Annotated in this window: 22 protein-coding genes; 9 read left to right on the top strand and 13 right to left on the bottom strand. The window is 69.7% G+C overall.

All coding sequences use genetic code 11. The annotated features are described in order from the left end of the window. Positions 1-244, bottom strand: a 244-nt coding sequence (locus ACZ5CR_RS31300; RefSeq protein ID WP_468863574.1) for a hypothetical protein, incomplete at its 3' end; no start/stop codon positions are given. Between the two features lie 128 nt (positions 245-372). Further along, positions 373-1,014, bottom strand: coding sequence for a DNA-3-methyladenine glycosylase (locus ACZ5CR_RS31295; RefSeq protein WP_468863594.1), 642 nt, complete (start codon positions 1,012-1,014; stop codon positions 373-375). Between the two features lie 166 nt (positions 1,015-1,180). Between ACZ5CR_RS31295 and ACZ5CR_RS31290 the strand changes: the two genes are divergently transcribed. The 3 genes from ACZ5CR_RS31290 (at position 1,181) to ACZ5CR_RS31280 (ending at position 3,241) form a co-directional block, all read left to right on the top strand. After that, a complete protein-coding gene (locus ACZ5CR_RS31290; RefSeq protein ID WP_389910607.1) occupies positions 1,181-1,963 on the top strand; it encodes a sporulation protein in 783 nt (260 codons plus the stop codon). Positions 1,964-2,040: 77 nt separating this feature from the next. After that, positions 2,041-2,580: a YbhB/YbcL family Raf kinase inhibitor-like protein gene (locus ACZ5CR_RS31285; RefSeq protein ID WP_383283783.1), complete on the top strand. Its 540-nt coding sequence runs from the start codon at positions 2,041-2,043 to the stop codon at positions 2,578-2,580. A 154-nt stretch (positions 2,581-2,734) separates the two neighbouring features. Further along, complete coding sequence (locus ACZ5CR_RS31280; protein ID WP_468863570.1) at positions 2,735-3,241, top strand: HNH endonuclease; 507 nt, start codon at positions 2,735-2,737, stop codon at positions 3,239-3,241. Positions 3,242-3,307: 66 nt separating this feature from the next. Here ACZ5CR_RS31280 and ACZ5CR_RS31275 read toward each other — a convergent pair whose 3' ends face one another. The 3 genes from ACZ5CR_RS31275 to ACZ5CR_RS31265 all read right to left on the bottom strand — a co-directional run bounded on the left by ACZ5CR_RS31275 (position 3,308) and on the right by ACZ5CR_RS31265 (position 5,699). Beyond that, positions 3,308-4,258, bottom strand: coding sequence for an SPFH domain-containing protein (locus ACZ5CR_RS31275; protein ID WP_468863568.1), 951 nt, complete (start codon positions 4,256-4,258; stop codon positions 3,308-3,310). Positions 4,259-4,389: 131 nt separating this feature from the next. Further along, positions 4,390-4,818 carry an NfeD family protein gene (locus tag ACZ5CR_RS31270; RefSeq protein WP_468863566.1) on the bottom strand — a complete coding sequence of 143 codons (429 nt, stop codon included), beginning with the start codon at positions 4,816-4,818 and terminating at the stop codon, positions 4,390-4,392. A gap of 83 nt (positions 4,819-4,901) precedes the next feature. Next, positions 4,902-5,699 (bottom strand): ABC transporter ATP-binding protein, encoded by a 798-nt coding sequence (locus ACZ5CR_RS31265; RefSeq protein WP_468863564.1) that lies wholly within the window; start codon positions 5,697-5,699, stop codon positions 4,902-4,904. Between the two features lie 123 nt (positions 5,700-5,822). Between ACZ5CR_RS31265 and ACZ5CR_RS31260 the strand changes: the two genes are divergently transcribed. Then, on the top strand, positions 5,823-6,605 hold the full coding sequence (locus ACZ5CR_RS31260) for a hypothetical protein (RefSeq protein WP_468863562.1): 783 nt from the start codon (positions 5,823-5,825) through the stop codon (positions 6,603-6,605). A gap of 284 nt (positions 6,606-6,889) precedes the next feature. On the opposite strand, the gene ACZ5CR_RS31255 is transcribed toward ACZ5CR_RS31260, so the two are convergent. From ACZ5CR_RS31255 to ACZ5CR_RS31245, 3 genes are all read right to left on the bottom strand, one after another. Then, positions 6,890-7,135 (bottom strand): chaplin, encoded by a 246-nt coding sequence (locus tag ACZ5CR_RS31255; RefSeq protein ID WP_389910590.1) that lies wholly within the window; start codon positions 7,133-7,135, stop codon positions 6,890-6,892. Positions 7,136-7,306: 171 nt separating this feature from the next. Then, positions 7,307-7,969, bottom strand: a complete 663-nt coding sequence (locus ACZ5CR_RS31250) for a response regulator (protein ID WP_468863560.1) — start codon at positions 7,967-7,969, stop codon at positions 7,307-7,309. Then, positions 7,962-9,107: a GAF domain-containing sensor histidine kinase gene (locus ACZ5CR_RS31245; protein ID WP_468863557.1), complete on the bottom strand. Its 1,146-nt coding sequence runs from the start codon at positions 9,105-9,107 to the stop codon at positions 7,962-7,964. Before ACZ5CR_RS31245 ends, ACZ5CR_RS31250 begins: the two co-directional genes overlap by 8 nt. A gap of 207 nt (positions 9,108-9,314) precedes the next feature. Here ACZ5CR_RS31245 and ACZ5CR_RS31240 point away from each other — a divergent pair, with 207 nt between their 5' ends. The 3 genes from ACZ5CR_RS31240 to ACZ5CR_RS31230 all read left to right on the top strand — a co-directional run bounded on the left by ACZ5CR_RS31240 (position 9,315) and on the right by ACZ5CR_RS31230 (position 12,146). Continuing rightward, positions 9,315-10,043, top strand: coding sequence for an SDR family NAD(P)-dependent oxidoreductase (locus tag ACZ5CR_RS31240; protein ID WP_468863554.1), 729 nt, complete (start codon positions 9,315-9,317; stop codon positions 10,041-10,043). Further along, positions 10,040-11,131: an S-adenosylmethionine:tRNA ribosyltransferase-isomerase gene (locus ACZ5CR_RS31235; RefSeq protein WP_468863552.1), complete on the top strand. Its 1,092-nt coding sequence runs from the start codon at positions 10,040-10,042 to the stop codon at positions 11,129-11,131. Before ACZ5CR_RS31240 ends, ACZ5CR_RS31235 begins: the two co-directional genes overlap by 4 nt. A 292-nt stretch (positions 11,132-11,423) precedes the next feature. After that, positions 11,424-12,146 carry a transglycosylase SLT domain-containing protein gene (locus tag ACZ5CR_RS31230; protein ID WP_468863550.1) on the top strand — a complete coding sequence of 241 codons (723 nt, stop codon included), beginning with the start codon at positions 11,424-11,426 and terminating at the stop codon, positions 12,144-12,146. Between the two features lie 124 nt (positions 12,147-12,270). On the opposite strand, the gene ACZ5CR_RS31225 is transcribed toward ACZ5CR_RS31230, so the two are convergent. Beyond that, positions 12,271-14,847 (bottom strand): ABC transporter ATP-binding protein/permease, encoded by a 2,577-nt coding sequence (locus ACZ5CR_RS31225; RefSeq protein WP_468863547.1) that lies wholly within the window; start codon positions 14,845-14,847, stop codon positions 12,271-12,273. Positions 14,848-15,110: 263 nt separating this feature from the next. On the opposite strand from ACZ5CR_RS31225, the gene ACZ5CR_RS31220 reads away from it, so the two are divergent. Further along, positions 15,111-16,817: a streptophobe family protein gene (locus tag ACZ5CR_RS31220; RefSeq protein ID WP_468863545.1), complete on the top strand. Its 1,707-nt coding sequence runs from the start codon at positions 15,111-15,113 to the stop codon at positions 16,815-16,817. Between the two features lie 318 nt (positions 16,818-17,135). Beyond that, a complete protein-coding gene (serB, locus tag ACZ5CR_RS31215) occupies positions 17,136-18,350 on the top strand; it encodes a phosphoserine phosphatase SerB (protein ID WP_468863543.1) in 1,215 nt (404 codons plus the stop codon). Positions 18,351-18,494: 144 nt separating this feature from the next. Here the strand turns inward: serB and ACZ5CR_RS31210 are convergent, their stop codons facing one another. From ACZ5CR_RS31210 to ACZ5CR_RS31195, 4 genes are all read right to left on the bottom strand, one after another. Beyond that, the gene (locus tag ACZ5CR_RS31210) at positions 18,495-19,013 is read right to left on the bottom strand and encodes a SixA phosphatase family protein (protein ID WP_389910564.1); all 519 of its coding nucleotides are present in this window, start codon (positions 19,011-19,013) and stop codon (positions 18,495-18,497) included. Positions 19,014-19,101: 88 nt separating this feature from the next. Next, a complete protein-coding gene (locus ACZ5CR_RS31205; protein WP_468863541.1) occupies positions 19,102-19,374 on the bottom strand; it encodes a hypothetical protein in 273 nt (90 codons plus the stop codon). A gap of 120 nt (positions 19,375-19,494) precedes the next feature. Continuing rightward, entirely contained in the window at positions 19,495-19,611 is a 117-nt protein-coding gene (locus ACZ5CR_RS31200; RefSeq protein ID WP_326788600.1) for an SGM_5486 family transporter-associated protein, read from the bottom strand. A 57-nt stretch (positions 19,612-19,668) separates the two neighbouring features. After that, the gene (locus ACZ5CR_RS31195; protein WP_468863538.1) at positions 19,669-20,988 is read right to left on the bottom strand and encodes a CynX/NimT family MFS transporter; all 1,320 of its coding nucleotides are present in this window, start codon (positions 20,986-20,988) and stop codon (positions 19,669-19,671) included. Between the last annotated feature and the right edge of the window lie 7 nt (positions 20,989-20,995).

Genomic DNA, 20,995 nt, shown 5'->3' with positions numbered 1-20,995 from the left:
AGGAACGGACGCTTCCTTTGTACTCACCCTCTCGGGCTTTCCTCCGGGCGCTTCCCTTCGGTGTTTCATTTTGTTCTTGCTGTTCTTGCGTTTCCAACTCTACCAGATCCGTTTTCCGTTCCGTTTCCGGTTCGGATTTCATTTCCGGTGGCCGTTGGGGGCCTTTGCCTTTCGGCGTGTTCACTACGTTAGCGGATTCCCTCTGCAACTCATAATCGAGTTCCGCGAGTTCGAATTCCGACATGCGAGCATGCGAAATAAGCCCCCGCTGAGGGGAAGTCGTAGGTAGTGGTTGGCCGCTTCCGGCTGCTGGCAGATTGCCGTACCCGGGTCAAGCGGCTCGGGCCACATTACGGTCCGCCCAGGGCCGAGTCAAGTTCGGCGGCGTCGGGGCGTATGGGCCCGATAGGGGCTGACCGTCGGGTCGTTGGGGATCCAGAAGCGCCAGGGATGGACGGCGCCCTCGCCGCCGACCCCCGTACGAGGGCCGCTGCTGACCAGAGCGGGGCTGACGGGGGTGCCCGTAAGGAGAGTGAGGGGGGCGTCCGGGCCCGCGCAGAAGTCGACGCCGTTCAGGTTCCGGTCCACGTCGAGGGCCGTGGCCAGGCGTGCCGGGCCTTTGGCCAGTTCCCTGTCGTTGCGGGCCGCGAGTCGGCGCTTGCGGGCGATCTCGGCGCCGGTGGTGATCTCCCCCGCCCTGAGCAGGACCCCGCTCGCCTTGCCTTCTGGACCGCACACCACGTTGAGGCAGTGCCACATGCCGTAGGTGAAGTAGACGTACGCGTGTCCGGGAGGACCGAACATCACGCTGTTGCGGGCGGTCGGACCGCGATAGGCGTGTGATCCCGGATCGGCCTCGCCCGCGTACGCCTCCACCTCTGTAAGGCGCAGCTCGATCGGGCCTTCCGGTGAGTTGCGTACGAGGACACGGCCCAGGAGGTCCGGGGCCACATCGAGGACAGGGCGCTCGAAGAAGTCGGGGGTCAGGGGCGTACGGTCAGGGGCCTCGATCATGGCGTCCGAGACTACTGGAGACAGTTTGGCCAGGTGGGTGGTCACCGGCTGAGCGGATTGTCAGGGTGAGGCGCGGAACCGGACGTGGGTTCACCGCGTTTGTATGGATCAAGGATTCAAGTCGAGACGAGTCGAACCACAGGCCGGGCCTGGGGGATGGAGAGTCATGGGGTTCAAGAAGCTGCTTGCGAGCCTGGGTGCCGGTGGTGCTTCGGTGGAGACGGTGCTGACCGAGGTCAATGTCGTACCCGGTGGTGTCGTCCAGGGTGAGGTGCGGATCCAGGGCGGGTCCGTGGACCAGGAGATCGAGGGTCTGTCCGTCGGTCTGCAGGCGCGGGTCGAGGTCGAGGGCAACGACCAGGAGACGAAGCAGGACATCGAGTTCACCAAGGTGCGGCTCGGTGGGGCCTTCACGCTTCAGGCGGGCCAGGTGCACGCGGTGCCGTTCGGGCTCGAGATCCCCTGGGAGACGCCGGTCACCTCCATCGACGGGCAGCAGCTGCGCGGGATGAACATCGGTGTGACCACGGAGCTCGAGATCGCGCGGGCCGTGGACTCCGGTGACCTGGATCCCATCAACGTGCACCCGCTGCCGGCGCAGCAGGCCATCCTTGACGCCTTCATCCAGCTGGGCTTCCGCTTCAAGAGTGCGGACATGGAGCGCGGTCACATCCGTGGCACGCGGCAGAAGCTGCCGTTCTACCAGGAGATCGAGTTCTACCCGCCGCAGCAGTACCGCGGTCTGAACCAGGTCGAGTTGAGCTTCGTGGCCGACGACCGCGAGATGGACGTCATCCTGGAGATGGACAAGAAGCCGGGTCTGTTCAGCGAGGGCAGCGACTCGTTCCGGTCGTTCCAGGTCGGTCTCGCCGACTTCCAGGGGACGGACTGGGCGGCGTACCTCAACGAATGGCTGTCCCAGGTCGGCAGCAAGCGCAACTGGTTCTAGGCTCGGATGGTTCTAGGCTCGTAACGGAAGAGCCGTAGAGCTACCGCACAGCAGGAACCAACCAAGGAGGTGCCGACGTGACCGAGCTCAAGAGGCCGCCGCTTCCCCACGCCTTCCATCCGCCCGTGCCGTCGTTCACGGTCGTGAGCGAGGACTTCGAGCCGGGGGCGGTCCTTAAGGACGCTCAGGTCCATGCGGCCGGGAACACCTCGCCGCACCTGCGGTGGGAAGGCTTCCCGCCGGAGACCAAGAGCTTCGCCGTGACGTGCTTCGACCCGGACGCGCCCACGGGCAGCGGGTTCTGGCACTGGTCCGTCATCGACATCCCGGTGTCGGTGACGGAACTGCCCACCGGCGCGGGCAGCGGCAAGTTCGAGGGTCTGCCCGAGGGCGCGGTGCAGGTGCGGAACGACTACGGGACGAAGGAGTTCGGTGGCGCGGCGCCGCCGCCCGGTGACCCGGCGCACCGCTACGTGTTCACCGTGTACGCGGTGGATCAGGAGAAGCTCGGGCCCGACTCCGACACTTCGCCTGCCGCCATCGGTTTCAACCTCCGGTTCCACACGCTCGGGCGCGCGCAGGTGCTCGCCGAGTACGCGGCTCCCGCCGACAGCTGAGCGTCCAGCGTTCACCGGACGTTTGCCCGCCCCTGGTCATGGAATTGATCAGGGGCGGGCATTTTTTATTGCGTTGTCCATCTCGGCGTGCCCGGCCAGAGTTGATCCCAGCCCGCCAGGGGGTGGGTCGGTGTGCATACGGGAGGTGGGCGAAATGCGGGACACGCTGGTGCTGAACGCGAGCTTCGAGCCGCTGTCGACGGTGACGCTGAACCGTGCCGTCGTGCTGGTCCTCAACGAGAAGGCCGTCGTCGAGCAGGCCCACCCCGGACTCCGTGTGCGCGCTGCGGCGGTCGAGATACCGGTGCCTCGGGTGATCAGGCTCTGCAGGTACGTACGGGTGCCTTTCCGAAGACAGGCTCCGTGGTCGCGGCGCGGTGTTCTCGTGCGGGACCAGCACAGGTGCGCGTACTGCGGGAGGCGGGCGACGACCGTGGACCACGTGGTGCCGCGGGCGCAGGGCGGTACGGACTCCTGGCTGAACACGGTCGCTTCGTGCGCGATGGACAATCACCGCAAGGCGGACCGAACGCCTGAGGAGGCAGGGATGCCCTTGCTACGGCAGCCCTTCGAGCCGACACCTGCGGGTGCGATGCTCTTGTCTCTCGGCAGGGACGAACTGGCGACGCTGCCGGGTTGGCTGGCGGCGCCCGCCGCATAGCTGTGCGGGTCGTTCTTGGCTGAGCGCGCAGTTCCCCGCGCCCTTTCGGGCGCGGGGTTTCTTGCGTCAGTCGATCCGCGGCTGCTCGCGGCGTTCGGTGGCGGGGGCGTCGCCGCCCGAACCGCCGCCCGCACCGCCGCCCGTGGGGTTGAAGTTGCCGAACGCGCCGCCGAGGCCCTTGAGGGCGTCGCCGATCTCGCTGGGCACGATCCAGAGCTTGTTCGCGTCGCCCTCGGCGATCTTCGGGAGCATCTGGAGGTACTGGTACGCGAGGAGCTTCTGGTCCGCGTCTCCGGCGTGGATGGACTCGAAGACCGTACGGATCGCCTGGGCCTCGCCCTCGGCGCGCAGGGCCTGGGCCTTGGCATCACCTTCGGCGCGCAGGATCGCGGACTGCTTCTCACCTTCGGCGCGCAGGATCTCCGACTGCCTCACACCTTCGGCCTGGAGGATCGCGGCGCGCTTGTCACGGTCGGCGCGCATCTGCTTCTCCATCGAGTCCTGGATGGAGGTCGGCGGCTCGATCGCCTTGAGCTCGACGCGGTTGACGCGGATGCCCCACTTGCCGGTGGCCTCGTCGAGGACGCCGCGCAGCGCCGCGTTGATCTCCTCGCGGGACGTCAGGGTCCGCTCGAGGTCCATGCCACCGATGATGTTTCGCAGTGTGGTGACGGTGAGCTGCTCGATCGCCTGGATGTAGCTGGCGACTTCGTACGTCGCCGCGCGGGCGTCGGTCACCTGGTAGTAGATGACGGTGTCGATGTTCACCACGAGGTTGTCCTGGGTGATCACCGGCTGAGGCGGGAACGGGACGACCTGTTCACGGAGGTCGACACGGTTGCGGATCGAGTCGATGAACGGGACGACGATGTTCAGGCCCGCGTTCAGCGTCCGGGTGTAGCGGCCGAAGCGCTCGACGATCGCCGCACTGGCCTGCGGGATGACCTGGATCGTCTTGATCAGGGCGATGAAGACCAGCACCACCAGAATGATCAGGACGATGATGATTGGTTGCATCGTTGCTCCCCGTACCCCTCTTGCTCGGTGTTCCCAAAAGATCCGCGGAGCCGGCACATGGACCGGCGAAGATCATGCTGGTCGAGTCTGTCAGACCGTCGCACCACCCGTGGTGCATTCGCCGTGGTGCATCACATGACGATCGCCGTCGCTCCGTCGATCTCGACGACATCCACCTCGCGTCCCGCCTCGTAGGCCTGGTCGGTGTCGAGCGCGCGGGCCGACCAGATCTCGCCGGCGAGCTTGATCCGGCCGCCGGAGCCGTCGACCCGTTCAAGGACGACGGCCGTCCTGCCCTTCAGCGCGTCCACTCCCGTGGCAAGACCGGGCCCTTGGGAGCGCTGTCGCGCCGCCATGGGGCGTACGACCGCGATGAGCGCGACCGACACCGCGGCGAAGACGACCACTTGGAGCACGGTGCCGCCGCCGAGGCCCGCGGTCACGGCGGCCGCGACGGCACCCACGGAGAGCATGCCCAACTCCGGCATGGCGGTCAGTACGAGCGGGATTCCGAGCGCGGCGGCGCCGATCAGCCACCACACCCATGCGTCGATGTCCACGTGGTCATGGTAGGACCACGAGCTCTTCCCGCACAGGGCACGTGATCTCGCGGCCGGAGCGGGCCCGGCCGTTCGCGCCGGTGTCAGCGGAGCGAGAGGCCCTGGGCGCTCCAGCGCTCGCCCCGCTCCTCGACCACCAGGGGCAGTCCGAAGCAGAGGGAGAGGTTGCGGGAGTTCAGTTCGAGCTCCAGCGGGCCCGCGGCCAGGATCTTGCCCTGCCGGATCATGAGGACATGGGTGAAGCCGGGGGCGATCTCCTCGACGTGGTGCGTGACCATGATCATCGAGGGGGCGATCGGGTCGCGGGCGAGGCGGCCGAGTCGGCGTACGAGGTCTTCGCGGCCACCGAGGTCGAGGCCCGCGGCGGGCTCGTCCAGGAGGAGCAGCTCGGGGTCGGTCATCAGGGCGCGCGCGATCAGGGTGCGCTTGCGCTCTCCCTCGGAGAGGGTGCCGAACTTGCGGTCCAGGTAGTCGGTCATGCCGAGGCGGTCGAGGAAGGCGCGGGCGCGCTGCTCGTCGATGTCCTCGTAGTCCTCGTTCCAGCCGGCGGTCATGCCGTACGCGGCCGTGAGGACCGTCTGGAGCACGGTCTGGCCCTTGGGCAGCTTCTCGGCCATCGCGATTCCGGCGACGCCGATGCGCGGGCGCAGCTCGAAGACGTCCGTGCCGGGCTTGCCGAGGGTCTCGCCGAGGATGGTGGCGGTGCCGGTGCTCGGGTAGAGGTAGCTCGACGCGACGTTCAGGAGGGTGGTCTTGCCCGCGCCGTTCGGTCCGAGGATGACCCAGCGCTCACCCTCCTTGACCGACCAGGAGACCTGGTCCACCAGAGCCCTGCCCTCGCGGACAACGGATACGTCCTCCAGCTCCAGTACATCGCTCATGAGCGCGTTGTCTCCCATTGCAGTCTCGGCTGTCGCTTGCGCCTGTGGACGCAGTCCCCTGGGAGAAAACCTACGCCACCGGTCGAGCGCTCCAGTGCTTAGCCCGGTCCTTAGGCTGTACGCATGCTCTCGGAACCACGCTCAGGACGCTTGGCAGCATGGGGAAATGCCCTTCTTGCCGGACTTGTCTCACCGGATGACGCGGTGCTCGCGACGGTCGGCGACGACGCCGTACACCGGGTCGAAGGTCTTCCCGGCGAGGCGGGGCCCGTCGGTCTCACGCTCGCCCTTGGAAGATTGCGCACGCTCGGGGTGACCGGGCTCCGGGTCGCCCTGCCCGCCCCGGGGCATCCGCTCGGTCTGAGCGGGCCGCCCGCTTTCAACGCGCGGGCTCTCGAGGCGCGGGAGGCGGTCGTCGCCTACGGAGCGCCGTACGGCCTGGTGCCCGAGGTGTCCGAGGCGGGGCCCGCCGGCGATGTGCATGTGGAGGTCCTCTGGCACTGCCTGCCCGTACGGGAGGCGCCGCCCGCCGATGTGCCCTCGCTGAGCGAGGCGGAGCGCGAGCTCGCCGAGGCGCTGCGGGATGCGACGGAGGTGCTCTCGCGGCTCGACGTCGCGGGCTCGGGGCCGGTCGCCGAGGCGGCGGTTGACGCGTACCGGGCGCGGGCCGAGCGGGGGCGCGAGGCGCTCGCACCGGGGTATCCGCCACGTGCGGTACGGGTGTTGGAGCTGGCTCAGCGGGTCGGCCTGCTGATCTCGGTGGCGTACGAGAACGGCCCTGGCGGGGCTGTGAGCGCCTCGGAGATGGCCGCGCGAGGTGAGGCGCTCCGGCCGGTGGAACGGACGGCTCGGCGGGCACAGGTGGCCGCGTACAACGCCTATGTGGAGGAGCGGGAGCGGGGCTGAGGCCCTGAGGCCCTCGGGGCGCGTGGTCGGCATCCGGGGCGCCCGGGTGTCCAAGCCCTGTGCGCTTTCGGGGGCGCCGCTGACTGCGGGACCGTCGCACTTCGGGGGCGTCGCCGACTGCGGGACCGTCGCACTTCGGGGGCGTCGCCGACTGCGGGACCGTCGTGGCTTGTCGCGCCCACGTCCGCGTATCGGTACGGCCCGCGCCCCTTCAGGGCACAGCCGACCGGCCCCCTGGGAACTGTCCCGGGGGCCGGTGGTCACTGCTGTGCCTCGGGCGTTCGTCAGGTGTTGAGGCCGGCGTTCGCGAAGGCCGGGTTGAGGGCACCGATGACGGACACGGTGTTGCCCACGGCGTTCACGGGGATGTGCACCGGCGCCTGGACGAGGTTGCCCGAGCCGACGCCCGGCGACTTCACGGCCTTGCCGTCCGCGTGCGCACCGTCCGTGGCGGAGGCGAGACCGGCACCGGCGACGATGAGGCCACCCGCGACCATCGTGACTGCAGCGGCCTTCTTCAGGTTCTTCACTTCTGGGTCCTCCTAAGCGATCGCTGCGGCCAGCCGCCGCAGCACGCACTGGAGAACGGCCGGGCGGCTCACAGGTTGCGCCGAACGGGGGACATTGACACGACGGTATGAATCTCAGACCGGAACGCAACCATCCGCTCCGCCGGTCGACGGAGTGCGCCGGGGCGTTGATCAGCCGGTCACACCGTGTCGTACGGCCCACAGGGCGGCCTGGGTGCGGTCGGCGAGGTCCAGCTTCATCAGGATGTTCGAGACGTGGGTCTTGACGGTCTTCTCGGAGAGCACGAGGGCACGCGCGATCTCGCGGTTCGAGCGGCCGTCGGCGATGAGCCCCAGGACCTCGCGCTCCCGCTCGGTGAGCGAACCGCCTCTCCCCTGTCCGGTGTTGGTCTCCTCCTGGGACAGCAGCGCCCCCGCCACCTCGGGCTGAAGGAGCACATGTCCCGCGTGCACGGAGCGGATGGCGCCCGCAAGGGCGTCCGGGTCGACGTCCTTGTAGACATACCCGGCGGCGCCCGCGCGCAGGGCCGGGACGACCGTGCGCTGCTCGGTGAAGCTGGTGACGATGAGCACGCGCGCGGGGTTGGCCAGTTCGCGGAGCTTGCGCAGCGCCTCGACCCCGTCCATGCCCGGCATCTTGACGTCCATGAGGACGACGTCCGGTTTCAACTTCTCGGCCTGCTCGACCCCTTCGGCGCCGTCCGACGCCTCACCCACGACCTCTATGTCGTCCTGCACCTCGAGGAACGTACGCAGACCGCGGCGGACCACTTGGTGGTCGTCGACCAACAGCACCCGGATCCCCGTCTTCGGATGGGACACAGCGTCAGCCACCGGGAACCTCCATCTCGATCGTCGTGCCCTTTCCGGGCTCCGATTCCACGGTCAGCCGTCCGCCGACCCCGCCGGCCCGGTCCCGCATCGAGACCAGGCCCAAGTGCCGCCCCGCGCGGCGGATCGCGCGGGGGTCGAAGCCGCTGCCGTCGTCCGTGACGCGCAGTACGGCTCCCGCTCCGCGGCGCACCATTGCGACGCGGACGCGTTCCGCGCCGGAGTGGCGCAAGGCATTGTGCAGCGCCTCCTGGGCGACGCGCAGCATCGCTTCCTCCTGGGCCGCGGGCAGGGCGCGCACCGCGTGGCTCTCGAAGGTGACTTCGGCGGAGTGCGCCCGGTCGAGGACCTGCGTGTGCGTGCGCAGGGTGGCCACCAGGCCGTCCTCGTCCAGGGCGGCCGGGCGCAACTCCACCACGGCGGCGCGCAGTTCGTCCGCCGCCTCGGCCGCGAGCACGGCCACCTGCTGGAGTTCGCCCTTGGCGCGCGCCGGGTCGCGGTCCACCAGGGCGGTCGCGGCCTGGGCCGTCAGGCGCAGGGAGAAGAGCTTCTGGCTGACGGCGTCGTGCAGTTCGTGGGCCAGGCGCGAGCGCTCCTCGGCGATGGTCAGCTCACGGCTGCGTTCGTAGAGCCGGGCGTTCGTGAGGGCGATCGCGGCGTGCTGGGCGAGGAGGGAGAGAAGCTCCTCGTCGTCGGCGGTGAAGCCGCAACCGCCTTCCGGCTTGGGGCACTTCTTGTTGGCCAGGAAGAGCGCGCCGAGCGTCTCGTCCCCGTACCGGATCGGCAGGCCGAGGAAGTCGGACATGTCCGGGTGGGCGGACGGCCAGCCCTCGAAGCGCGCGTCCTTGCGTACGTCGGCGAGGCGCTCAGGCTCGGCCCTGTGCAGCATCGCGGCGAGGATGCCGTGCTGACGGGGCAGCGGACCGATGGCGCGCCACTGTTCGTCGCTGACGCCGTCGACGACGAACTGGGCGAATCCGCCGTGGTCGTCCGGGACACCGAGCGCCGCGTACTCGGCATCGAGCAGCTCGCGGGCGGAGACGACGATCGTCTTGAGGACGTCGCGCACCTCGAGCTGCCTGCTCATGGCGAGAAGCGCGGCGCTCACCGCGTTCAGGCCGGACCGGTGACCTTGACTCATGGCCTCACCGTACCGGCGGGGTGTGACAGTGCGTATCGGACCTGTGGCGGCCACCGCCTAGGGCCGTGGGCGTAGGCACGTGGACGTAGACCCAAGGGCCCTGAGCTGTTGCGGCTCGCGCACGAGGCGCCGGGGGCGGGTCCGTTCGTAGCGTGGGCCCACCCGCTGGACAAGCGGGTATCAGGGCGACCCGAGGGGACGGATGTCATGCCGGTAGCGATCATCACGGGGGCTTCGAAGGGACTGGGGCGTGCGCTGGCGGCGGCACTCGCCGGGCGCGGTTGGGATCTGGTGCTCGACGCGAGGACGGCCGCCGCGCTCGATGAGTCCGCGCGGGATCTGGCGGGGCGCGGCGCGCGCGTGGAGGCCGTCGCCGGGGATGTCACGGACGCCGGACACCGGGCCGATCTGGTGGCGGCGGCGCGTGATCTCGGCGGTCTCGATCTGCTGGTGAACAACGCGAGCGCGCTGGGCGCGGAGCCTCTCGTACGTCTTGAAGACCTCACGCCCGACGGGCTGCGGCAGGCGCTTGAGACCAATGTGGTGGCGGCTCTGGGGCTGGTCCAGGAGGCGCTGCCCTCGTTGCGGGCCTCCGGGGTGGGAGCCGTGGTCGATGTCAGCTCCGATGCGGCCGTCGAGGCGTACGAGACATGGGGAGGGTACGGAGCGTCGAAGGCCGCCCTTGATCATCTGTCGGCGGTCCTTGCCGTGGAGGAGCCGGGGATCAGGGTGTGGGCGGTCGACCCCGGTGACATGCGGACCGATCTCTACGCGGCGGCCGTTCCGGACGACGACGCCTCGGGGCGACCGTCGCCCGAGACGGTGGTGCCCGCCTTCCTGCGGCTGCTCGACGAGCGCCCGGCGAGCGGGCGGTACTCCGCTCCTTCCCTGCTGGACGGTTCTTTGTCCGCCGCTTCTCTGCCGGACGCCCGATGACGCTCGCCGTGCGGGTGCCCGAGGAGCTGGCGGCCCGTGTCCCCGCCGAGCAGCGGGGTCCGGGGCTCGGCAGGGATGCGGTGCGACTGCTCGTCTCACGCGGGACGGACGCCTCGCACCACGCGTTCGCCGACCTGCCCGCGCTGCTGCGGGCCGGGGACCTGCTGATCGTGAACACCTCGCAGACACTGGCCGCCGCAGTCGACGGAACCCTCGCAATCGCGGGGCACGCGCGCGTAGTGGTGCATTTCTCGACGCGAGGCGATGACGGACGGTGGGCCGTCGAGTTGCGGGATCCGGACGGCCGGGGCACCACGCGGGCGCGCGCGGGCGGGCCCGCGGATTCAGTCGTGCGGCTCCCCGGAGACGTACGCCTTGTCTTCGAGGAGCCCCTGGCCACGGGGAGCGGCCGGTTGTGGTGGGCCCGGGTGTCGGCCGACGTGCCCTCCCTGCTGCAAAGGCACGGGCGCCCCATCCGTTACTCCTATACAGAGAGGGACCAGCCGCTCTCCGCCCACCAGACGGTGTTCGCCCTGCCGTCGGCCGACGGGACGGGCAGCGCGGAGATGCCGAGCGCGGCCCGGCCGTTCACCGCGGGCCTCGTGGCACGCCTGGTGAGCCGGGGTGTGCAGTTCGCGCCGGTCAGTCTGCACACGGGGGTGGCGTCGCCCGAGGCGCACGAGCCGCCGTATCCCGAGCTCTTCGAGGTGCCCGGGACGTCGGCGCGGCTGATCAATGCCGCCAGGGCGGGCGGCGGACGCGTCATCGCGGTCGGTACGACGGCTGTGCGCGCCGTCGAGTCCGCCGTGGGGCCCGACAGGGTGGTGCGGGCGGCGGCGGGCCGTACGGAGCTCGTGGTGACGCCGGAGCGGGGCGTGCGCGCGGTGGACGGGCTGCTCACGGGGCTGCACGAGCCGGGGGCCTCGCATCTGCTGATGCTGGAGGCGGTCGCGGGCCGGGCCGCCGTCGACCGGGGTTACGCGGAGGCGGTACGCCGTCTCTACCTCTGGCACGAGTTCGGCGACGTACATCTCCTACTTCCGAAGGAGTTTGCTCACGTAGAGAGTTGCAACGGCGACTCTTGGTGAGGTTGTTACGTATTCGCTGTGAGCCCGCGCATAGGGCGCACGTCACGTACGAAGTCTCCTAGTGGATGAGATATCCCTTTATGCGCAGGGGGCGCAATGCCGTCAAACCGTACGGCGCGCCCCCTGATCCACTACCCGGCTTCGTACGTCACTGCTTTGCCACAGAATTTTGCTGCCGCTAAGAATTGCATCCGTCGCTCGGCGCCGCGGTCTCGCACCGCGGCGTTTGTGTCGGAGAAGCAATGTCCCCGCCGGCCAGAGCGACCTCCGCTATTCGAAGAGGTCCATCCGCATGTCCCAGCACAGCACCCCTGGTCATAGTCGCCCCGCGCTGACCAAGACCCAGAAGTTCTCGATCGCCGGTGTCGCCACGCTCGGCGCCGCTGCCCTCGCGTTCTCCCTCGTGCCGGGCAGCGCCGATGCCGGAACCCAGACGCAGAGCCTCGACGCCGCCGCCCCGGTGGCCTTCAAGCAGAACGTCGACGCCCAGCAGGCCGTCCACGCCGGTGTCATCAAGCAGCGGAACACCGCCGACAAGCAGGCCAAGGACGCCGCCGCCGCGAAGGCGAAGGCCGAGGCCGACGCCGCCGCGAAGAAGCGGGCCGACGAGGAGGCCGCGGCCAAGAAGAAGGCCGAGGACGAGCGCAAGGCCAAGGAAGCCGCGAGCCGTGCCGCCGCGCGCAAGCCGGTCTACGCCAACAACCTCGACGGCTGGATCCGCCAGTCCCTGGACATCATGAAGTCCAAGGGCATCCCGGGCTCCTACGAGGGCCTGCACCGCAACATCATCCGCGAGTCCGCGGGCGACCCGAACGCCAAGAACGGCTGGGACATCAACGCCATCAACGGCACCCCGTCCGTCGGCCTGCTCCAGGTCATCCAGCCGACGTTCGACGCGTACCACGTCGACGGCACGTCCACGAACATCCTCGACCCGGTCGCCAACATCACGGCCGCGGCCAACTACGCGGCCGACCGTTACGGCTCGATGGACAACGTGAACAGCGCCTACTGAGCCTGATCTCCTGATCAACGGACCTCTTCGCCGAGGCTCGACAGACGCCGAAGGGCGGCACCCCACAGGGGTGCCGCCCTTCTCGTCCGCCCGCGGGTCCTCTGCCCGCGGCGGGCTGACGTGCTTACTTGCGCATGACCTCCGGCTCGTGGCGGCGCAGCAGTCGCGCGACCGCGAAGCCGCAGGCGATGCCGAGCAGGAGCAGGACCGTGATGTTCAGCCCCCACTGGCCGACCGAGTGCTCCCACAGCGGGTCGAGATCGCCCGGCTTCTTCGGGTCCCACGGCGGCATGAGGTGCGCCAGGTCCAGCGTGGAGCCTGCACCGGCGATGGCCCAGCGCGACGGCATCAGCCAGGCGAACTGCTCCAGGCCCGGCGAGCCGTAGATCTGGAAGAGCACGCCGGTGAAGACGACCTGGACGATCGCGAACATCACCAGGAGCGGCATGGTCTTCTCGGAGGTCTTCACCAGCGAGGAGATGACCAGGCCGAACATCATCGAGGTGAAGCCCAGGGCGATGATGACCAGGCAGATCTCGACGGCCGGAGGCATGATCAGGCCCTCTGCCGGCATGTCGCGCGTCGCGAAACCGATGCCACAGATGATGACGCCCTGGAAGGCCGTGATCACGCCGAGGACGATGACCTTGGACATCAGGTACGCCGAACGGGAGAGGCCGGTGGCCCGTTCCCGTTCGTAGATGACCCGTTCCTTGATCAGCTCACGTACGGAGTTGGCCGCGCCGGAGAAGCACATGCCGACCGCGAGGATCAGCATGATCGTGCCCGCGTCGCCGTTGAACTTGGCCGGCGGCTTGGGCGGGCCGAGCCCGAAGTCGGCCGGGATGACGACGCTGACGATGCCGAGGACCGCGGGCAGGATCACCATCAGACCAAGGAAGCCCTTGTCGGAGGCGATCACCGAGGTGTAGCGGCGGATCAGGGTCCACAGCTGCGAGCCCCAGCCCTGCGGCTTGGGCGGCCTGATCGACTGCGGCGGCGGCATGTGGACCGACTGCGCGGCCACGGCGTCGATGTCGGCGGCGTACATCTGGTAGTGCTGCGAGCCCTTCCAGCGGCCCGCCCAGTCGTAGTCGCGGTAGTTCTCGAACGCCGAGAAGACGTCCGCCCACGTCTGGTAGCCGAAGAAGTTGAGCGCTTCCTCCGGCGGACCGAAGTACGCGACCGAGCCGCCCGGCGCCATCACCAGGAGCTTGTCGCAGATCGCCAGCTCGGCGACCGAGTGCGTGACGACCAGGACCGTACGGCCGTCGTCCGCGAGGCCACGCAGGAGCTGCATGACGTCGCGGTCCATGCCCGGGTCGAGGCCTGAGGTCGGCTCGTCCAGGAAGATCAGCGACGGCTTGGTGAGCAGCTCCAGGGCCACCGACACACGCTTGCGCTGGCCACCGGAGAGGGAGGTGACCTTCTTCTCCTTGTGGATGTCCAGCTTGAGCTCGCGCAGGACCTCGTCGATGCGCTGCTGGCGCTCCTGCTCGCTGGTGTCCGAGGGGAAGCGCAGCTTGGCGGCGTACTTGAGGGCCTTCTTGACGGTCAGTTCCTTGTGCAGGATGTCGTCCTGCGGGACCAGACCGATGCGCTGGCGCAGCTCGGCGAACTGCTTGTAGAGGTTCCGGTTGTCGTAGAGGACGTCACCCTGGTTGGCGGGCCGGTAGCCGGTGAGCGCCTTGAGGAGGGTGGACTTTCCGGAGCCCGAGGGGCCGATGACCGCGATGAGCGACTTCTCCGGGACGCCGAAGGAGACGTCCTTGAGGATGTCCTTGCCGCCGTCGACCGTCACCGTCAGGTGGCGCGCGGAGAAGGAGACCTCACCGGTGTCGACGAACTCCTCAAGCCGGTCGCCGACGAGCCGGAACGTCGAGTGGCCGACGCTGACGGTGTCGTTCGGGCCGATGAGGGCCGTGCCGGACTTCGCGATCGGCTGGCCGTTGATGTACGTGCCGTTGTGCGAGCCGAGGTCGTGGATCTCGAAACGGCCGTCCGGAGTGGCCGTGAACTCGGCGTGCAGCCGCGAGACCTGGAGGTCGGAGACGACCAGTTCGTTCTCCAGGGCACGGCCGATGCGCATCTTGCGGCCGAGCGAGAGCTGGTGGAACGTTGTCGGGCTGCGGTCACCGTAGACCGGCGGGGCCCCCGCGACACCGCCGGAACCCGCACCGGGACCCTGCTGCTGCGGGACCTGCGGCTGCTGAGGCTGCGGCCAGCCCTGCTGCTGCCCCTGGTACGGCGGCTGCTGCTGGGGTGCCTGCTGCTGTTGGGGTGCCTGGGCAGCCCAGCCGGGTCCGCCCTGTTGCTGCGCGTGGTGCTGTGGTGCCTGGTGTTGCGGCGCCTGGTGGGCCGGTGCCTGCTGAGCGGCCTGCTGCGGTGCGGACACGGCGGCGGCCGAGGCGCTGCCGGACACGTTCAGGCGCGGACCGTCGGTCGCGTTGCCGAGGTTCACGGCCGAACCAGGGCCGATTTCCATCTGGTGGATCCGCTGGCCCTGCACAAAGGTGCCATTGGTGCTGCCGTGGTCCTCGATGACCCAACTGCGGCCGCTCCAGCTGATCGTGGCGTGACGCCAGGACACCCTGGCGTCGTCAAGCGCGAGATCCCCCTGCGGATCACGTCCGAGGGTGTACGACCTGGACGGATCGAGCGTCCAGGTCCTTCCATTCAATTCCAGTACGAGTTCCGGCACTCCAGCCCCACTGAGTTGTCCCCCGAGCTAGCCCCCATATGGGGAGTCTAGGGATGTCGAACATCGGGAGGAACTATTTCAGGCGGAGGCCTCTGACCGAAAGTCGGGCCTTGTGAAGACTGCGTACGGGCCTCTACGGCCGCCCCGTTGACGGGGCAGAAAACGCCCCGGAGAGTAGTAACCGCCCATGAGTGCATACGGATCATGCGCATTGCGCACATCTCGTATGAACAGGGCGAAGCGGTGCGAGTCGGGGGGTCCTGATGAAGACCGGCGGGAAACGGGCCGAAGGCCGGGGTGTGCGGTGGGGCGATGTGCTGATCTCCGCGATCGCCGCCGTGAGCTGGGCTCTTGTCGGGATGGCCGGCACGGCGGCGCTCGGTCTGCATCTGCTGGGCGCGGACGCGGTGGGGTCACTGGGGCCGATGACCGCCGCTGTGGTGGCGCTCGGCGCGGGTGGCTCGGTCACCCCGTCCGGTGACGTCTCGGCGTTCGGGCTCGAAGGGGCCGAGGCGACCACCGCGATCGACGTCGCGCCCTTGGGGGTGGGGCTCGCGGGCGCCGTGCTCCTTGCGTATTTCTTCCTACGCTCCCTGCGCGGGGCGGGAGTTGTGATCGCACCCGCCGAGCTCGCCGCGCGCGCGGGCGCCGTGGTCGTCCTCTTTCTGGCGATGCTCGGGGGGCTCGCATGGGCGGGTCACGACATCATCACGATCGACGGCTCCAAGCTGGGGATCGACAAGGGCATCGACAAAGGGCTCGACCAGCTCCCGGGCGGCATCAAGGACAAACTTCCCGGCGGGCTCGGTGACATCGGCGGCCTGCTGCCCGACCGGCTCGGCGATCTCGCGAAGGCGAAGGCGTCGGTCGGCTTCACCGTGGACACGGGTCCGACGCTGCTCGGGGGCGCGGTGTGGGTACTCGCCGTCCTGCTGATCGCGCTGCTCGTGTCACGTCGTACGCCGCTGCCGCACGGGTGGGACGCCGTGCACCGCGTGGTGCGGCCCGCCTCGTCCGCCCTTGTCACGGTGGCGCTCGTGGCGGTGCTCGCCGGACTCGCGGCGGCGGCGTACGCGATGATCGGCGACGCCCATCCCAAACGGATCGCGGGCGCTGCGCTGCTCGGGGCGCCGAACGGGGTGTGGCTCGGGGTGCCGATCGGGCTCTTCGTGCCGTGGGACGGCGAGGCGACGGGCGCGCTCGCGAAGCTCCTGCCGGATCCGCTGGACGACCTCCTGACGGGGTCGGGCCCCTCGGGGAAAGAGGCGGTGACGCTGGGGCGGCTCGCGGAGCTCGACAGCCGGGTCTGGCTCCTCGGTGTCGCGGCGGCGCTGATGATCCTGTTCGCGGGGGTGCTCACCGCCGTCCGTACTCCTTACTCACGTGGCGAGAGCGGCGCCCTGAGGTTCGCGGGGCGGTGCGCGGTGCGGCTCGGTGCGGTGACGGCGCTCGGCCTTCCGTTGATGGTGTGGCTGACGGGGTTGTCCGCCGATGCCTCCCTTTCTGTGCTCAGCTTCGACGCGTTCGGGGCGGGCATCGAGCTGCACGGGCGCCTTGGGATGGCGTTCCTCCTCGGCGCGGCGTGGGGCGCGGGGGCGGGAGCGGTGGGGGCGTTGCTCGCTGTGGCGAGCGGGGCCGCGGGGGGACGGGTGGCGGTGCTGGCCCGTGCGGGTGTCGGTGCCGGTGCCGCGGGGTCGCCTGGGGTGGTGCCACCCGTTGAGGGGGCGGCCGAGGAGGCCGGGGCAGCTGGTCCGTACAGCCCCAGCTCGCCCTTCCGGCCCTCGAATCCCGACACCAATCCCTACCTCCGGCCGCCGCGGGATGTCTCCGGGGCGCCGACGGTGGTGGGGCCGATCACTCCGCCTCCGCAGCCGAAGCCGCGGCCCCGTTCCTCGGGCAACGGTGACTGGCCGCCTCCTCCTCCCCCGCCGCCACCTCCGCCTCCGCCCGGTGGCCGGGGCGGCCGGTAAGCGTTGCCTCCGGCTGTCGGCCGGTGGTGGGTCCCTGTCCCGCCGCTTCGAGGCGGATCTCTGCCACCCACTCACCCATTATCCGGCGATGCATTGCGTTGAGCCGTCGTGTCGCGGGGTGATCGGGTAGGTGGGAGGGAAAAGATCCGCCGCGAAGCGGCGGCACGAAGCCAGAGCGACGGGGCGACGGGGCGACGGGGCGACGGGGCGACGGGGCGACGGGGCGACGGGGCGAGAACACGACTCGGCCCTGGAAGGTGTCCGGCACGCGGACCACTTCGCCGCTCGCGCAGGGCACCCGGATACGGTGGCCTCACCATGAGCGCTCCTCAGCCACAGCAGCCCGCCGATGTCCCCACGCTCCTCGTCAAGATCTTCGGCAAGGACCGCCCCGGAATCACAGCGGGGCTCTTCGACACCCTCGCCGCCTACTCCGTCGATGTCGTGGACATCGAGCAGGTCGTCACCCGTGGCCGCATAGTGCTGTGCGCGCTCGTGACCCAGCCGCCGGCCGGTCTGGAGGGCGACCTGCGGTCCACCGTGCACAGCTGGGCCGAGTCCCTGAAGATGCAGGCCGAGATCATCTCGGGTATCGGCGACAACCGCCCGCGCGGCCTCGGCCGTTCCCACGTCACCGTGCTCGGCCATCCCCTCACCGCCGAGTCGACCGCCGCCATCGCCGCCAGCATCACCGTGACCGGCGGCAACATCGACCGTATCTTCCGGCTCGCCAAGTACCCGGTCACCGCAGTCGAGTTCGCCGTCTCCGGCGCGGAGACCGAGCCGCTGCGCACCTCCCTCGCCCTTGAGGCGGCGAAGCTCGGCGTGGACGTCGCCGTCGTCGCGGCGGGCCTGCACCGCCGTGCCCAGCGGCTCGTCGTGATGGACGTCGACTCGACCCTCATCCAGGACGAGGTGATCGAACTCTTCGCGGCGCACGCAGGATGCGAGGACGAGGTCGCCGAGGTGACCGCTGCCGCGATGCGGGGCGACCTGGACTTCGAGCAGTCGCTGCACGCCCGCGTGCAGCTCCTCGCCGGGCTCGACGCCTCGGTCGTCGACAAGGTCCGCTCCGAGGTCCGCCTCACCCCCGGCGCCCGCACCCTCATCCGCACGCTCAAGCGACTCGGCTACCAAGTGGGCGTCGTCTCGGGCGGGTTCACCCAGGTCACCGATGATCTGCAGGAACGTCTCGGCCTCGACTTCGCCCAGGCCAACACCCTGGAGATCGTCGACGGCAAGCTCACCGGCAAGGTGACCGGCGAGATCGTGGACCGCGCGGGCAAGGCGCGGCTCCTTCGCCGGTTCGCCGCGGAGGCCGGGGTCCCGCTCGAACAGACCGTCGCGATCGGCGACGGCGCCAACGACCTCGACATGCTGAACGCGGCCGGTCTCGGTGTCGCCTTCAACGCCAAGCCCGTCGTCCGCCAGGCCGCGCACACCGCGGTGAACGTCCCCTTCCTCGACACCGTCCTCTACCTCCTCGGCGTCACCCGCGAAGAGGTCGAGGCGGCGGACACGCACGCCGACTGACGTCGGGCGAGCAGCTCCTTCGTCAGGCCGTACGCCGATGGGCCCCGGTACCGCAGTGGTACCGGGGCCCATCGGCATACGTGCGTCAAGGACCTGCTCGCGTCACAGGTCTGCTTGCGTCAAGGGTGTGCTTGCGTCAGAGACCTACTCGGAAGGTGCCCAGTAGTCGACGAGTGTGCCGACCCCGGGCTCCAGGGCCTTCCACGAGCCGGAGTACGTCAGGACGGCGAAGGCCGAGGTGGGGAAGCCGCGGCGGTCCATCCGCGTGCGGGCGTCGCCCTCGGCGTCACCGGCGAGGATGTCGGCGAGCCCCTGCACTCCGGGGTTGTGGCCGATCAGCACGACGTTCTGCACGTCGTCCGGGGTTTCGTTGAGCACGGCGATCAGCTCGCCAGGGGAGGCTTCGTACAGCCGCTCCTCGTAGACGGTCTTGGGCCGGTCCGGCAGCTCATGGACGGCGAGCTTCCATGTCTCGCGGGTCCTGGCGGCGGTCGAGCAGAGGGCCAGGTCGAAAGGGATGCCGCTGTCAGCCAGCTTGCGGCCGGCGACCGGGGCATCCTTGCGTCCGCGCTCCGCGAGCGGCCGCTCGTGGTCGGAAACCTGAGGCCAGTCGGCCTTCGCATGCCGGAAGAGGACAATCCTGCGGGGTTCTGCGACGCTCATGCGTCCCAGCTTCGCATGAAACCCGCCAGTGGGCGCAGGGAGTTGGACTGCTCCCCCGGCACGGGTGACGGCGTCCACCCGGGGCAGGTCACGAGGCCGTACGGAAGACCGTCTCCTGTATACGCTCGAGCACCTGCGTGACCACCTGTCCGCTGCCCGCCGCATGTGCGTCGGCGGGGTTCAGCACCAGCAGGAGCAGGGCCGCGAAGGCGATGGCGGGGAGGGCGATGGCCCACCACGGAAGCTGGATCTCGACGCTCGCGGAGTCCTTGGTGGCTCCCGGGTCGCGCCGTGTGTGCGAACGGGCCGACATGCCGCCTCCGTGGTCTTCGAGTCCTGCGTGCCGCGTCTTCGCGGCCACATCTCGAAGGTACGGATCCGGCGACCCTCAGCACATCCGGTGATCCACCCACTTGACCCTGACACTGGCCCCCTAGGGGATGGTGGTGCTAACCCCACCACCGGCCCCGCCGGGGTCAGTTCACGGCGAGGCGACGGAGGCGATGATCCCGATGATCACGGTGATGGCCAGCATCGCTCCCAGCACGAGGAGCAGCTTCTTCTGGCCGTTCTGGGGGTTCGGGTCGAGCACTGGCATGGGGAGAGTCTCGCACCCTTTGTCCGACGGGGCTCCGCCGGGGTCGGGGAACCGGGGTCAGGAAGCCGAAGCCGCCGCGACCTCGTCCTCGACCGTGCGGTTGCGGCCCGCCAGGATGCCCACCACGATCTGCGGCACCATCAGGCCCGCCATGAGCGCGATCGGCAGCCCCCAGCCGCCGCTGTGCTGGTAGAGCACGCCCACCAGGAGCGGTCCCGGAATCGAGATCAGGTAGCCCGTGCTCTGCGCGAAGGCCGAGAGCTTGGCGACGCCCACACTGCTCTTGGCCCGCATGCCGACCATGGTGAGGGCGAGCGGGAAGGCGCAGTTCGAGACGCCGAGCAGCAGGGCCCACACCCAGGCGCCGCCCTGAGGGGCGAGGTAGAGGCCCGCGTAACCGGCGAGACCGCAGGCGCCGAGCACGACCACCACAGGACCCTGGTTCGTCAGGCGTGTGGCGACCCGGGGGATGACGAAGGCCAGCGGCACGCCCATCGCCATGATGACGGCGAGGAGCACACCGGCCTGTCCCGCCGGAACCCCCGCGTCACGGAAGATCTGCGGCATCCAGCCCATCGTGATGTACGCGGCGGTGGCCTGGAGCCCGAAGAAGCAGGCCAGCGCCCATGCCGTACGGCTGCGCGTGATGCGCAGGTCGGCGTCCTCCCGGCGCACGGTGGAGCTGATGTGCTCCGGGGCGGCCGACGCGGCGCTGCGGTCCCGCACGAGCGGCAGCCACGGCACGACGGCGACGACGGCGAGCGACGCCCACACCGCGAGCCCGGTCTGCCAACTGCCGCCCATCGCATCGGTCATGGGCACCGTGATGGCCGCCGCCAACGACGTGCCGAGCGCGAGCGCCATCGAGTAGAGCCCGGTCATCGAGCCGACCCGGTCGGGGAACCAGCGCTTGACGATCACCGGCATCAGGACGTTGCTGACCGCGATGCCCATGAGGGCGAGCGCGCTCGCGGCCAGGAAGCCGACGGTGCCGCCCAGGAAGGGGCGGATCGCCAGGCCCGTGGCGATCGCGACCATGCCCGCGCAGACCACGGCGCTGGGGCCGAACCGGCGGGCGAGCCGCGGAGCCATCACGCCGAAGACCGCGAAGCAGAGCGGCGGGACGGAGGTGAGGAGACCGGCGAGCGTGCCGCTCATGCCGAGCCCGTCACGTACCTCTTCGAGGAGGGAGCCGAGGCTGGTGATGCCCGGACGGAGGTTGAGGGCGGCGAGGACGATGCCGACGATGACGAGACGCGTCGCCCACGCGCGCGTGGCGGGCTGTTTCTCCGCTGCCCCGTCCGCCGCGTCGGTACGTGTCGGTGTCGTCGTCGGTGCGGGTGTCGGTGTCATCGTCCTGGTTTCCTCACTAGCCATGGGGCCA

Source organism: Streptomyces sp. NPDC031274 (assembly GCF_055570235.1).
Note: the sequence above shows the minus strand (reverse complement) of the source record. Positions and strands in the feature narration are given on the sequence as shown.